Genomic DNA, 12,968 nt, shown 5'->3' on the forward strand with positions numbered 1-12,968 from the left:
GGTCTGCAGCGGATTTTTCCGCCTGCTAAATGGATTTAGCGCATGGACGTGGGAAGCTGTCAATATGCCCCCGCATCCATGAGCACGCTGCTATACCAGCGGCCGCAATGCGTCGATTATCTGCGTTGCGCGCTGGTCCTCCGGTCCCATCATCCAGTTGGTGACGAAGCCGAAACCGATCCGGCGCACGGGGTCGGCAAAGCCGACCTGCCCCCCCGCGCCGTCATGTCCGAAATTGCCGTCGCCGAGGTAGCGCCGCGCAGCGGAATCGAGCTGAAAGCCATAGCCCCAGCGGGAATAGGGAGGCTCGCCCCCGAACACCGGGGCGCCCTCGCTTTGGGTCTGGGTCGCCTGCGCAACAGTGGCATCGTCGATGAGCCGGACGCCGCGGGTGGGGACGACCGTTGCTGACCAGATCGTCGCCAGCGCCTCTGCGGTGGTGATGCCACCAGCCCCTGGTATCTCGGCGGCGCGGATGCGCTGCTTGTTGAACCCGCCATCCTCTGAGACAAGGTCGGCTGGCAGCGCCTTGCCCAGCGTCATGGCCTTGTAGGGCCAGTTCGGCGCAGACTTTGCGGCCTCTTCGGCCCAAAGCGCCGACAGGGGCGGGCTGATCTGCAGATGCGCAACCTCGTCCGCCTTGTCATCCGGCAGCCCGATCCAGGCATCGACGCCGAGCGGGCTGGCGATCAGGTCACGAAAGTACCTGCCCACCGACTGGCCGGTGACGCGCCGGATGATCTCGCCGGCCACCCAGCCATGCGTCAGCGCATGATAGGCGTAGCCGCTGCCCAGCGGCCACAGCGGCTCCTGCGCGGCAAGGGCTGCCACGACCCGGTGCCAGTCGACAATGTCGTCCTCGGTCAGGTCGATGCGCGGGGCCGACAGACCCGCCTGATGCGCCAAAGCCTGGCCAACCGTGACCTTGTCCTTCCCCGCAGCAGCAAATTCGGGCCAGTAGCGGGCGACGGGAGCCTGATAGTCGAGCCGCCCTTCCTGCACCAGACGCGCGGCCAGGATGGAAACCAGACCCTTGGTGCAGGAGAACACCACTGACGGCGTTCGCTCGGTCCAGGCCCTGCCGGTGCGGGCATCGGCAGTGCCGGCCCACAGATTGATGACGCTCTCGCCGTCAACAACGACATGGAGCGCGCCGCCCATGGCGGGTCGGCCCTCAAAGGCAGCCGCGAAGGCGTCGGCGACCGGCTCCAAACCGGCCGCGACCGTTCCAGACAGGGCAATGGTCATTCCATGGTCTCCACGGCCAGATAACCGTCCTGATCGGTCAGGACGCGGATGGGGTCGCTGACGCCACCCACGAATTCACCGTCGGCGCTGACATTGCGGAAGGCCAGGAGCCAGGGGGCACCCTGCCGGTCCATGGCGATCCGGCCCGCATAGAGCCGTTCGTCGACCAGCAAGCGCGCCTGCCGGAAATCGACCGGGCCGGGCATGTCGCCGACCGGAAGGCTCCATACGCCGCCGATCTGTCCTGCCCGCGCGCCGACCAGCTTGGCGCTGTCGCAGCAGAAGAGCAGATGGTTCCGGCCGTCGACCTTCACCACCTGGAACACCTCGAGATGGGCAAAGCCGCTGCCGGTGGCGCTCAGCGGCGGCTGCACCGTCCAGGACTTGAGATCGGGCGAGGTCGCATGTGCCATGACACCCCGGTCGGGCTCGGTGCCGTCCTTGCCACGCGCGGTGACCAGCATGTGCCAGCGCTGGTCGGCCTGCTTCCAGAACACCCAGGGATCCCGCCAGGCCTCTTCCGGCCAGCTCGACGTGCCAAGTGTTTCGTACCATTGCGGGTCGGCACTGCAGATCGGGCCGGGCTGCTTGCTCCAGGTAAACAGGTCGGGCGAGGTTGCGAGGCCGATGGTCTCGATATTGGCATTGCTGTCGGCCGAGAGAAAGCGCGAACCCGTATAGAACATCCGCCAGAGCCGATCCGGACCACGGACGACGCTGCCAGTCCAGGTGGCGCTGCCATCGAAGCTGCCAGGCAGGCCCGGTTCGAAGGCACGGCCATGGTTGGTCCAGTTGCGCAGGTCCGTCGACGTGGCGTGGCCGATTTTCGCATTGCGGTGCCGAAGGTCGGGATGGCCGAGCGATTTGGGCGCATGCAGATAGAACAGGTGATGCTGCTCGCCATCATCAGCCAGCCAGAAATCCCAAACCCAATGATCGGCAAGGTTGAAACCCATGCGTCACTCCTGCTAAAACCATTTAGCAAATGCCGTTATGCTGCGAGGTTGTCAAGCGGATGCCACGTGGCTATCCAGAATTACCGCTGGCGGCAGCATGAGGCGGACGAGGGGCACCAACGCTTGCAGAAGAAGCGCGTAACATTGGCCGATGTGGCCCGCCTCGCTGGCCTGTCTACCACGGCAGCATCGATGATTCTGACGGGCCGGCCGGATACGCGCCTTTCGGCGGACGCGCATGCCAAGGTCCATGCCGCCGCCGCCAGCCTTGGCTATCGGCCCAATGCGGCCGCACGCGCCTTGCGCACCGACAAGTCGCGCACCATTGCCTTCATTTCCGACTATGTGGCCACCACCCGCTTTGCCAGCGGATTGATCCGCGGCGCGCTGGCAGCGGCCGAGGAGGCCAAGCATGTCATGCTGGTGCTGGAGACCGGCGGGGAGCCGGCGCGGGAAATCGAAGCTGTCGAGGCGGCGCTCGATCGCCAGGTCGACGGGCTGATCTTTGCGGCCATGCGGGCGCGCGAGGTCTTCGTGCCCGATATTGCCATCTCGATCCCCGTCGTCATGCTCAACGGCACCAGTGGTCGGTTCCCGGTCTCGGTTCTCCCGGACGAGTACCAGGGCGGGCGTGACGCCGTCAGGTTGCTCGCCGAAGCTGGACACGTGGCTGACATTATCCTTCTTGGGCATAATGCTGAGGAGGAGGCCGGCCTGTTCCGCTCGGAAACCATTTCCCGCCGCTTCGCCGGCATTCGCGACGAGATGGCCGCGCGCGGCCTGACGTTCATGGCTGAGCTCAGCTGCTGGAACTGGGAGCCCGACCATGGCTACGGGCTGACCCGCGCCCAGCTGCAGAAACAGCGGCCGCGCGCCATGCTGTGCCTCAACGATCGCCTGGCCTTTGGCGCCTATCAGGCACTTGCCGAAGCCGGGCTCAGCATTCCTGACGATGTTGCGCTGGTGTCGTTCGACAATGACGAACTGGCATCCTATCTGCGGCCAGGCCTGACCACGATCGCGCTGCCGCATGAGGAGATGGGGCGCACAGCCGTCGAGCTGCTGCTCCATCCACAAGGCAGCGCCGGCGCCACGCTGCCCATGCCAGTTGTCTGGCGCGGCTCCATCAGGACGGAGCGTCCCGGCTCCTAGGCTACTGGTCAGCCCACTTGAGGATATCGGTGCTCGCCATGGCGCCGGATATCCGCGCGACCTCCTTGCCACCCCTGAACATGATCATGGTGGGGATGCCGCGGATACCCAGTCGGCTCGACAACTCCTGGTTTTCATCCGAGTTCAGTTTGACGAAGCGAAGCTTAGGCTCTGCCTGTTTCGCCGCAGCTTCGAACTGCGGTCCCATCACCTTGCAGGGGCCGCACCACGGCGCCCACACATCCACCAGGACGGGAATGTCCGACTTGGCGATGTGCTTTTCGAGGATTGCCGCCGAGACATCGGCTGGCTGTCCCTCGAAAAGCTGGCGGTTGCACTTGCCGCACTTTCCCGCCGCGAGGTCACGGCCCTCCGGCATACGGTTGGTTGCTCCGCAATGGGAGCAGACAACGTGAATCATGTCCCAGTCTCGTCCTGTTTGACGGCCCGCAGCTTGTCGATGCCAAGCACCTGCAAGGCCAGTTTTTCATAGAATGGCTCGGCTGTGCCAGCGCGGATCTTGTGCAGGAAATACTTCTCGAATCCGATCTTGGCAGCATGTACCCATTTGCCAGAACTCGACCAGTTGACGTTGCGCGGTGGGATCTGCGGCTGGGCCACGAAGGCCACGCCGCCATCGCCGAAATCGGCCAAGCACACCGCGTTCCATGTCGGAATGGCCTTCGGCTCCCGTCCCGCGACAAGGCTGGCAATGTTCTGCGTGGTGGCGGTGACCATGGACTCGATCATGAACCCCGTCTTGGGCACGCCCACCGGCACGGGCGTCTTGCCGACCGGCGGGATGGCGACACAGACGCCGATCGAGAACACATCCTTGAAGGTCGGATTGCGCTGATACTGGTCCGCGAGGATGAAGCCGCGCGGATTGGTCAGCCCCTCGATGCCACGCACTGCCGGCACCCCACGGAATGCGGGGAGCATCATGGTGTAGACGAAGGGAATCTCATGGGCCTGCCGTACCGAGCCATCATCGGCGATCTCGCTGACGAAGGCCTTGCCGTCCTCGAAGCGATCCACCTTGGCATTGGTGATGAAGCGGATGTGGCGCTGCCGCATTTCGCTTTCGAGCAACCCCTTGGTGTCACCGACCCCATCGAGCCCGAGATGGCCGATATAGGGCTCGGCGGTCACGAACGTCATCGGCACCCGATCGCGGACCTTGGCATCGCGCAAGGCCTTGTCGAGGATGAAGGCAAATTCATAGGCCGGGCCATAGCAGGATGCACCCTGCACGGCGCCGATAATGACCGGGCCTGGATTGGCCACCAGCCGGTCGAATGCTTCCTTGGCGCCCAGCGCGTGGTCAATGTGGCACACCGATTGCGTCGCCGCTTCCGGACCAAAGCCCGGTATCTCGTCGAAGGCCAGTTCGGGGCCGGTGGCGATCACCAGGTAGTCATAGGGCAGGTCCGTGCCGTCGCTCAGGGTGACCCGCTTCTCGGCCGGATGGAGCCGTTCGGCACCCTGCGGGAAGAAGTCAATGCTACGCCGGCGAAACACGTCCGTCAGGTCAACCTCAACCTCGTCGCGCTTGCGCCAACCGACGGCCACCCATGGGTTTGACGGAACAAAGCTGAACCGCGTTCCCTTGTTGACCACCGAAACCCGGTGCTCCGCACCGAGCGCATCGCGCAACTCGTAGGCCATGATCGTGCCGCCCAATCCGGCACCCAGAACGACGACGTGAGCCATGGTTTTTCCTCCTGTTGTTCTCTTTGTCGACCAGTCCGAGACCGAGAGTCTTGATCTAAGTCATGGCCTCGCGCAGCACGGGCGCGGGATGGGTTGGTTCGGCCAGACGCAGCGCAGCGGTGGCAGCCATCGCCTGGTGCTGGCTGAGGTGGACACCGCCGCTCAGGTGGTGCAGGAACTCGGTACCGGTCAGCCGGTCCATCACCGGGCCCTTGACCTCGGACAGGTGCAGCCGCACCCCCATGTCGCCAAGATGCTGCTGGATGGCTTCAAGGCTCTCGAGCGCCGACATGTCGATAGAATTGACCGCCGAACACATCAGCACCACGTCCTTGACCTCGGGGTCGGCCGCCACCTGCGCCTGGATCAGGTCTTCCAGATAACGCGCATTGGCAAAGTAGAGGCTTTCGTCGATGCGGATCGACAAGACCCCAGGCACCGTGTCCACCTTGTGCCGCTTGACGTTGCGGTAGTGTTCGGTGCCCGGCACCCGTCCCACCACGGCCGCATGCGGCTGCGACGAGCGATAGAGGAAGACCAGGATGGACGTAGCCACGCCCAACGAAATGCCGACCTCGACGCCCAGCAACAGGGTGCCGGCCAGAGTGGCCGCCACCGCCGCAAAATCGGCCTTCGAATAGGCCCAGGCGCGCTTGAGAATGGAGAAGTCTACCAGGGTGAGCACCGCCAGCACGATTGTTGCGGCCAGGGTCGCCTTGGGCAGGAGGGCGAGGAATGGGGTGAGCAGCAGTGTTGCGCCCGCAATGCCGATGGCGGTGAAGGCGCCCGCCGCAGGCGTCGCCGCGCCGGCATCGAAATTGACCACGGAGCGGGCAAAGCCGCCGGTGACGGGATAGCCCCCGCCAATGGCTGCGGCGAGGTTTGAAGCCCCCAGCCCGATCAGTTCCTGGTTCGGATCGATGCGTTCCCGCCGCTTGGCAGCAAGGGTCTGGGCCACCGAGATGGATTCGACGAATCCGACCACGGAGATGATCAAGGCCGGCAGCAGCAGCGCCTGCATGGTGTCGAGATTGAAGCTGGGCAGGGACAGCATGGGCAGGCCCTGTGGCACTTGGCCGACCAGCGCCACGCCCTTGCCCCCAAGGTCGAACAGCGCTGACCAGGCCATGGTGAGAAACACCACGACGACCGGGCCGGCCCGCACGATGATGGTGGCCACGCCCTTGGGCAGGCCGAAGCGGTTGAGCCAGTTCTTGAGATCAAGCCGGATCCACAGCAGCAAGCCCAGCGCAACAGCGCCCACAGCCGCCGTGTACCAGTTGATGGTGCCGATATTGGCGGCAATCGACATCACCAGATCGGGCAGGGCATGCCCCTCGGTCTTGATACCGAGGAGCCCGCCAACCTGGCTGGTCGCAATGATGATGCCCGAAGCCGTGATGAAGCCCGAGATCACCGGATGCGACAGGAAATTGGCGATGAAGCCCAGCCGGAACAGGCCCATCACTGTCAGCATGGCGCCCGAGAGCAGGGCCAGCAGGATGGCGGCGCTGGCATAGTCCGCGGTTCCTTCCGCCGCCAGCTTGCCGACAGCCGCGGCGGTCATCAGCGAGACCACCGCGACCGGACCGACGGCCAGCGCCGATGAGGTGCCGAAAACCGCGTAGGCGACCAGCGGCAGCACCGAGGCATAAAGACCCACTTCCGGCGGCAGGCCGGCCAGCAGCGCATAGGCGAGCGACTGCGGGATCAGCATGATGGTGACGATGACCGCCGCAACAAGGTCACTGGTCAGCGTCTGCCGGTTATAGCGCCGGCCCCAGCCGAGAATGGGGAAGTAGGTCTTGAGCTGCATTGGTCTTACTTGGACAGGGTTGCGTAGAGGCTGCCGGCGCGGGCGCCGGAGCGGCAATAGCCGAGGATCGGCTTGGGCATTTTCTCCCAGGCGTCGTGGAAGCGGATGATCTGGCCCTCGCCCAGCATGCCCGAAACCGGGATGTGGACGATCTGGATACCCTCTGCCTCTGCGGCCTTTGCCACCGCGTCGAAGCTCGGCTGGCCATATTCCTCATTGTCGGGGCGGGCGCAGACGATGCCCTTGAAGCCGGCGGCCGAAACCGCCTTCACCTGCTCGGGCGTAATCTGGCCGGTCACCGAGAAATTGTCGTCGATCTTGCGGGCGTTCACTTTGTCACCTTTGGGTTTGAAGAAGTTGAGCATGGTCTAGAGCCCGTTCACCGGGACCTTGAGATAGGTCTTGCCGTCCTTGTCCTTGGGCGGCAGCCGGCCGGCGCGCATGTTGACCTGCAGCGACGGGATGATCAGCTTGGGCATGGCGAGCGTGGCGTCGCGCGCCTCGCGCATCTTGACGAACGTGTCCTCGTCAGTGCCGTGACCGACATGGATATTGTGGTCGATCTCGTCACCGACAGTGGTCTCCCACTGGATGTCGCGGCCGTTCGGACCGTAGTCGTGGCACATGAACAGGCGCGTCTCGCGCGGCAAAGCCAACACCCGCTGGATCGAGCGGTAGAGCGTGCGCGCATCCCCGCCCGGAAAGTCGGCGCGAGCCGAGCCGCCATCGGGCATGAACAGGGTGTCGCCGACAAAGGCTGCGTCACCGGCCACATGCGTCATGCAGGCCGGGGTGTGGCCCGGCGTGTGCATCACATGCACCGTCAGCCCACCGATCTGGTAGCTGTCGCCGTCCTTGAACAGGCGGTCGAACTGGCTGCCGTCACGCTGGAATTCGGTGCCCTCGTTGAACACCTTGCCGAAGGTGTCCTGCACGATGGTGATGTTCTCGCCGATACCGAGCTTGCCGCCGAGCTTGCCCTGGATGTAGGGCGCGCCCGAGAGATGATCGGCATGCACGTGCGTCTCGATCAGCCATTCGAGCTTGAGCTGGTGCTCCTCGATATAGGCGATGATCCTGTCGGCGCCGTCATAGGTGATGCGGCCGGCGGCATAGTCGATGTCCATGACGCTGTCGATGACGGCGCAGGCATTGGAATCGGGGTCCTTGACCACATAGCTGATCGTATTGGTGGGGGCGTCGAAGAACGCCGTAACCTCGGGGTGAACCGAGAGGTCAGGCGTGAAGGGAAGTGTGCTCATTGCGTTTTCCTTTCAACGTTCAGGCGGTTTGGGTGGCGCGGGATTCGAGCGCCAGGCGGACGGTGCGGGCGGCGACAATTCCGGCAAGCATGGTGCCGACGAAAATCCAGGCGGATGGTTCCGCCAGGCCCAGCGCGGGAATGGCCCCGCCCGGGCAGAAGCCGGAGATGCCCCAGCCGACGCCGAAGAGTGCAGACCCGGCAAGCAGCGGCGTATCGAGCTTGCGCGCGGTCGGCAGGTGGAAGCGGGCCTCCACGATCGGCTTGTCGCGCCGCAGTACGAAGCGATAGCCGACGGCAGTCACCAGCAGGGCGCTGGCCATGACCAGCGCCAGGGACGGATCCCAGCTGCCGGCGAAGTCAAAGAAGTTCAGGACCTTGGCGGGGTTGGACATGCCCGAAAGGGCCATGCCGGTGCCAAAGACCAGGCCGGCCAGGCCAGCAGTAATGGTCCGCTGCATCACAGGCCTCCCAGCATATGGCGGCTGACGAAGACGGTCGCCGTAGTCGTTGCCATGAAGACGGCTGTAGCGGCGATCGAGCGCGGCGACAGCCGCGCCATGCCACAGACGCCGTGGCCCGAGGTGCAGCCCGATCCGAAATAGACGCCGACGCCCACGATCAGCCCGCTGACCGCCAGCCAGGGGTTGGCGACGGAGCTATCGAACCCGATGGTCTGGCTCGAAAGCGACAACACCAGCATGGGTGCCGCGATGGCGCCGGCGATGAAAGCGGCGCGCCAGGGCCAGTCGGTGGATACCGGTGGCAAGAGGCCCGTCAGAATGCCGGTCATCCCGGCGATGCGGCCATTGAAGGCCATGAGCAATACGGCAGAGAGCCCGATCAGCGTGCCGCCAACAAGCGACATGAGAGGGGTGAATTCAGTCATGAACTAGGTAACCTTGCAGGTGGAGAGGCCGAGAATGGCGTAGAGTGGACAGAAGCGGACGATCGCGGTGACGATCAGCACGGCGCCGACGACGATTGACGCCCAGAACCAGAGTGGGGTGGCGAACAAAGCCAGCCCCGACAGGAAGGGCAGCAGCACGAGCACCGCCCCAATGACGATGCGGGCAATGCGATCGGGTGTTCCGACGTTGATTCTCATGGCGGCATCCCTTGAAACTGGAGGAAAATCGGAAGACATTGGCGCTATGCCTAGTCGTATATAAGAACATTCTAATATGATCAAGATGGAAATCGAAAAAATGGAGGCCAATGCCGATCAGGCAACGCGCCTCCTCACGGCCATGGCCAACTCCAAGCGGCTGCTGATCCTTTGCAATCTGCTGGATGGGGAAATGAACGTGACCGAGTTGGGTGAGAAGGTGGGGCTGGGGCAATCACCCCTGTCTCAGCATCTGTCCAAGCTGCGCGCCTGGGACTTCGTCAAGACCAGGCGCGACGGCCAGCAGGTCTATTACAGCGTCGCCTCCGAAGCGGTGAGGGAGGTGTTGACCACGCTCTATGGTATCTATTGTGCCGACTAGGTTGGCGCGCGGCAGGACACCTCAACCGGCATCGCTAGCCAATTGATACCGGTCAAGCTGAACGGGCATGGGCTCGCCTATGACTGAGCGGCATCGGCCCTCGGGTGACGTATCCGGACACCGCATGGTGCCTTCGGATGCCTAGAGGCCTCCCCGGCAACTCCAGGAGCCTTGCATGTCGCGATTGCTTTCAGCCGTATTAGTCCTGCTTCTGATGCCGGGCTCGGTAAGCCTGGCCTTCGATCAGGGAGCGGCCGGCTGGTTCCATGATGGAAATGAGTTGCTGGAGCAGTGCGACGGCGCCCCTTCGCTCGCCGAGGCCTATGTCATGGGCATTGCAGACGGCACGCAGTATGGCGGCGAAAACGCCGAAAACTACAGGGGTTACAGATACTGTTCGCCCCAGGGCGCTACGTCGCGGCAATATCGGGACCTCGCCTGTACTTACGTCGAGGACCATCCCGAACGCAGGCAGGAGCCAGGCGCCACCCTGATTATGGAAGCACTGTTTTCAGCCTGGCCATGCCTGGGGCATCGCTGACCCGACCGTTTCGTTACTAGCCTGAGTATGACGCGGCATCCCCTTTGATCGGGATCAATGCGTCGGGCCTCCACTGCTGCGAGCAATGGTTCTCATGGAGGCTTCAATGAACATTCTGACTGTGAACGACAGCATTACCGGCAACGCTGCCACGATGACGAGTGCAGCCGCCAGCCCGAGGAACCGGTCATGAAGGCCAAGGATGTCATGTCGCGGCACGTTTTCACTTTGAGTCCGGCCAATAGCGTCGCGCATGCCGCCCAGATCATGCTGGACAACGCGGTCAGCGGCCTGCCGGTCCTCGACAGCGAAGGTGCGCTTGTCGGCATCGTAACCGAAGGCGACCTGGTGGGGCGGATGGAACTCGGCCACACCACGCCATTGGACATGTCCAAGCCGGAGGCGCTGGACGACTTCGTGAAGTCGAACAGCTGGCGGGTGGAGGATGTCATGACCGCGCCGGTGCTCACGATTTCCGAGGAGGCAAGCGTGGAGGAAATCGCGCAGCTCTTTGCCAAGCACAAGGTCAAGCGGGCGCCGGTTGTCCGCGATGGCCGCCTTGTGGGCCTGGTGAGCCGGGCAGACCTGCTCCAGGTGATCGCGCGCAGCAAGCCTCCCGTGATTGCCGGGGGAGACGAGGCCCTGTCCATCAGCGTCGCGTCTCGGCTGCGCTCAATGCTGCAGACGGCCAACCCCCCGGCAGTCTCGGTCGTCGACGGCATCGTCCACCTCAGGGGCACGCTTCGCAGCGAGAACGAGCGCCGCGCCATCCGGGCCATCGTGGACGGCATGCCAGGCGGCTGCGGCGTGGTGGACCACATGCGGGTCCAGCTCCGGGACGAAAGCGACCGGCCAACCCGGGGCGCCAACTGAGATTCGGCCGCCGGCGAACGCAAAATGCGTCTAGGCGCTCGCCTGGGCGCTTGCCACTTCGGCAGCCGCCAGCCTTATCTCGCCCATCATTGCTGCCGTAACCATGTTCGGCTGCTCATTGCTGCGCAAGGTAATGCCCACCGGACCGTGGCTCGCACTGGTATCGAGCGCCAAAGCCACCAGTTGCCCGGTCTGGAGATCGTGCGCGACGACACTCTTGGAGATCGTCCAGATTGCATCATTCTCCATCGCATAGGCGCGGGCAAAGCTGTTGGACACGGTTTCGATCTCTGAGCTGAAGCGCGCAGCCCCGCCTGCGATGAACAGCGAATCCACGATGGGTCGAATGATGGCATTGGTGGGCGGCAACAGCATCGGGTAGGGCTCGAGCGCACGAAATGTCAGGGACCGCTTTCCAGCCAGCGGATGGCCCGGCCGCACCGCGAAGGTGAGTTGCTCGGAATAGAGATGCTCGAAGACGAGGCCATTCATCACCACCGGACTCGCCAGGCGCCCCACGATGAAATCGAGGCTGCCATTGCGCAGCATGGCCAGCATATGCGTGCTCGGGCCGCTTTCGACATGAACCCGGCAGGCCAGCGGACTGCGGATGAAGCGCGCCACTGCGCGCGGAACGACCTCGACCTCGACCGTCGGCAGGGCCCCCAGCCGAACGACGGTCTGGCTGGACCGCTGCAGGTCCATGCTCTCGATGCCCTCGCGGATGGCGGCGGCTGCCGACATCGCGTGGCGGGCGAAAACCTCCCCCTGGCTGGTCAGGACCAGCTTGCGGCCCGAGCGGTCGAACAGCGGCGCCCCCAGCAGGGTCTCCAGCTCGCCGATGGATTTGGACACCGCCGGCTGGCTTAGCCCGAGGGTCTGGCTGGCGGCCACGACGCCGCCCTGGCGGATCACCTCGAGAAAGCAGCTCACATGGCGGAGCTTGATGCGCGGGTCCAGCAGGCTCGACGCCATTCATATGCCTATGAGTTATATGACATCAGCAAATTATCATTTTACTGGACCGTTTCAATGCCTCTTATAGAGCCAGTCGTTATAGCGGAGATGGGCAATGAACAAATTCGTACCGCTGAGCCAGGCGGTGAGGGAAAACCTGAACGATGGTGACGTAGTCGCCTTTGAGGGTTTCACCCACCTTATTCCGCACGCGGCTGCACACGAGGCCATCCGCCAGGGGCGCAAGGACCTGACTTTGATCCGTATGACGCCCGACATCATCTATGACCAGATGATCGGCATGGGGATGGCCAAAAAGGTCGTCTTCTCCTATGCCGGCAATCCCGGCGTAGGCCTGTTGCGGCGGATGCGCGACGCCATCGAAAACCAGTATCCGCGCGGCATCGAGACCGTGGAACATTCCCATTCGGCCATGGCGCAGGCCTATGAGGCCGGAGCCGCCGGGCTGCCGCTGGCGGTGTTCCGCGGCTACAAGGGCGCCGACCTGCCCAAGGTCAATCCCGCGATCCAGTCCATCACCTGCCCCTACACGGGGGAAGAACTGGCAACCGTGCCCTCGCACCGGCCGGACGTAACCTTCATCCATGCCCAGAAGGCCAGCGCCAGGGGCGACATCCTGATCGAAGGCATCATTGGGGTGCAGAAGGAAGCAGCGCTCGCGGCCAGGCGCGTGGTGGTGACGGTGGAAGAGGTCGTCCCCGACTTCAAGGGTCTGCACCCCAATCTCTGCATCCTGCCGCACTGGACGGTCAATGCGGTGGCGGTGGTGCCCGGTGGGGCGCATCCAAGCTACACGCACGGCTATTATGCGCGGGACAACGCCACCTATCTCGAATGGGACGCGATATCGGCCGACCGCGAGCGATTTGCGGCATGGATGGAAGAGCATGTGATGCAGGCGACGCCCGATGCGTTTGCCGAGCGGGTACAGGGGCTGTGA

General features: G+C 63.9%; 16 protein-coding genes. 5 read left to right on the plus strand and 11 right to left on the minus strand.

Going from position 1 to position 12,968, the window contains the following annotated elements; all coding sequences use genetic code 11:
- Nucleotides 1–90: 90 nt before the first annotated feature.
- Entirely contained in the window at nucleotides 91–1,248 is a 1,158-nt protein-coding gene (locus IH615_RS21815) for a serine hydrolase domain-containing protein (protein WP_291365367.1), read from the minus strand.
- Nucleotides 1,245–2,204 carry a hypothetical protein gene (locus IH615_RS21820; protein ID WP_291365369.1) on the minus strand — a complete coding sequence of 320 codons (960 nt, stop codon included), beginning with the start codon at nucleotides 2,202–2,204 and terminating at the stop codon, nucleotides 1,245–1,247. The genes IH615_RS21815 and IH615_RS21820 overlap by 4 nt, the downstream gene beginning before the upstream one ends.
- Before the next feature lie 66 nt (nucleotides 2,205–2,270).
- Between IH615_RS21820 and IH615_RS21825 the strand changes: the two genes are divergently transcribed.
- Nucleotides 2,271–3,356 carry a LacI family DNA-binding transcriptional regulator gene (locus IH615_RS21825; protein WP_291365371.1) on the plus strand — a complete coding sequence of 362 codons (1,086 nt, stop codon included), beginning with the start codon at nucleotides 2,271–2,273 and terminating at the stop codon, nucleotides 3,354–3,356.
- A 1-nt stretch (nucleotide 3,357) separates the two neighbouring features.
- On the opposite strand, the gene trxC is transcribed toward IH615_RS21825, so the two are convergent.
- From trxC to IH615_RS21865, 8 genes are read right to left on the minus strand one after another with little or no spacing between them, the layout of a single operon-like run.
- Entirely contained in the window at nucleotides 3,358–3,777 is a 420-nt protein-coding gene (gene trxC, locus IH615_RS21830; RefSeq protein WP_291365373.1) for a thioredoxin TrxC, read from the minus strand.
- On the minus strand, nucleotides 3,774–5,069 hold the full coding sequence (locus IH615_RS21835; protein WP_291365375.1) for an FAD-dependent oxidoreductase: 1,296 nt from the start codon (nucleotides 5,067–5,069) through the stop codon (nucleotides 3,774–3,776). Before IH615_RS21835 ends, trxC begins: the two co-directional genes overlap by 4 nt.
- A 55-nt stretch (nucleotides 5,070–5,124) precedes the next feature.
- The gene (gene sulP / locus IH615_RS21840) at nucleotides 5,125–6,885 is read right to left on the minus strand and encodes a sulfate permease (protein WP_291365377.1); all 1,761 of its coding nucleotides are present in this window, start codon (nucleotides 6,883–6,885) and stop codon (nucleotides 5,125–5,127) included.
- A 5-nt stretch (nucleotides 6,886–6,890) separates the two neighbouring features.
- On the minus strand, nucleotides 6,891–7,217 hold the full coding sequence (locus IH615_RS21845; protein WP_291365379.1) for a sulfur transferase domain-containing protein: 327 nt from the start codon (nucleotides 7,215–7,217) through the stop codon (nucleotides 6,891–6,893).
- Nucleotides 7,218–7,253: 36 nt separating this feature from the next.
- Nucleotides 7,254–8,147, minus strand: a complete 894-nt coding sequence (locus IH615_RS21850) for an MBL fold metallo-hydrolase (RefSeq protein WP_291365381.1) — start codon at nucleotides 8,145–8,147, stop codon at nucleotides 7,254–7,256.
- 19 nt (nucleotides 8,148–8,166) lie between these two features.
- Nucleotides 8,167–8,607, minus strand: coding sequence for a DUF6691 family protein (locus IH615_RS21855; RefSeq protein WP_291365383.1), 441 nt, complete (start codon nucleotides 8,605–8,607; stop codon nucleotides 8,167–8,169).
- Nucleotides 8,607–9,035: a YeeE/YedE family protein gene (locus IH615_RS21860; RefSeq protein ID WP_291365385.1), complete on the minus strand. Its 429-nt coding sequence runs from the start codon at nucleotides 9,033–9,035 to the stop codon at nucleotides 8,607–8,609. The genes IH615_RS21855 and IH615_RS21860 overlap by 1 nt, the downstream gene beginning before the upstream one ends.
- A 3-nt stretch (nucleotides 9,036–9,038) precedes the next feature.
- On the minus strand, nucleotides 9,039–9,254 hold the full coding sequence (locus IH615_RS21865; protein WP_291365387.1) for a DUF2892 domain-containing protein: 216 nt from the start codon (nucleotides 9,252–9,254) through the stop codon (nucleotides 9,039–9,041).
- A 76-nt stretch (nucleotides 9,255–9,330) separates the two neighbouring features.
- On the opposite strand from IH615_RS21865, the gene IH615_RS21870 reads away from it, so the two are divergent.
- The 3 genes from IH615_RS21870 (at nucleotide 9,331) to IH615_RS21880 (ending at nucleotide 11,050) form a co-directional block, all read left to right on the plus strand.
- Nucleotides 9,331–9,636, plus strand: a complete 306-nt coding sequence (locus IH615_RS21870; protein WP_291365388.1) for a metalloregulator ArsR/SmtB family transcription factor — start codon at nucleotides 9,331–9,333, stop codon at nucleotides 9,634–9,636.
- Between the two features lie 175 nt (nucleotides 9,637–9,811).
- Nucleotides 9,812–10,177 (plus strand): Rap1a/Tai family immunity protein, encoded by a 366-nt coding sequence (locus IH615_RS21875; RefSeq protein WP_291365391.1) that lies wholly within the window; start codon nucleotides 9,812–9,814, stop codon nucleotides 10,175–10,177.
- A 189-nt stretch (nucleotides 10,178–10,366) separates the two neighbouring features.
- A complete protein-coding gene (locus tag IH615_RS21880; RefSeq protein ID WP_291365393.1) occupies nucleotides 10,367–11,050 on the plus strand; it encodes a CBS domain-containing protein in 684 nt (227 codons plus the stop codon).
- 30 nt (nucleotides 11,051–11,080) lie between these two features.
- Here IH615_RS21880 and pcaQ read toward each other — a convergent pair whose 3' ends face one another.
- The gene (gene pcaQ / locus IH615_RS21885) at nucleotides 11,081–12,025 is read right to left on the minus strand and encodes a pca operon transcription factor PcaQ (protein WP_291365395.1); all 945 of its coding nucleotides are present in this window, start codon (nucleotides 12,023–12,025) and stop codon (nucleotides 11,081–11,083) included.
- 97 nt (nucleotides 12,026–12,122) lie between these two features.
- Between pcaQ and IH615_RS21890 the strand changes: the two genes are divergently transcribed.
- Nucleotides 12,123–12,968 (plus strand): CoA-transferase, encoded by an 846-nt coding sequence (locus IH615_RS21890; protein ID WP_291365397.1) that lies wholly within the window; start codon nucleotides 12,123–12,125, stop codon nucleotides 12,966–12,968.

The sequence above is a fragment of the Devosia sp. genome, assembly GCF_014860165.1.
GTDB lineage: Bacteria > Pseudomonadota > Alphaproteobacteria > Rhizobiales > Devosiaceae > Devosia.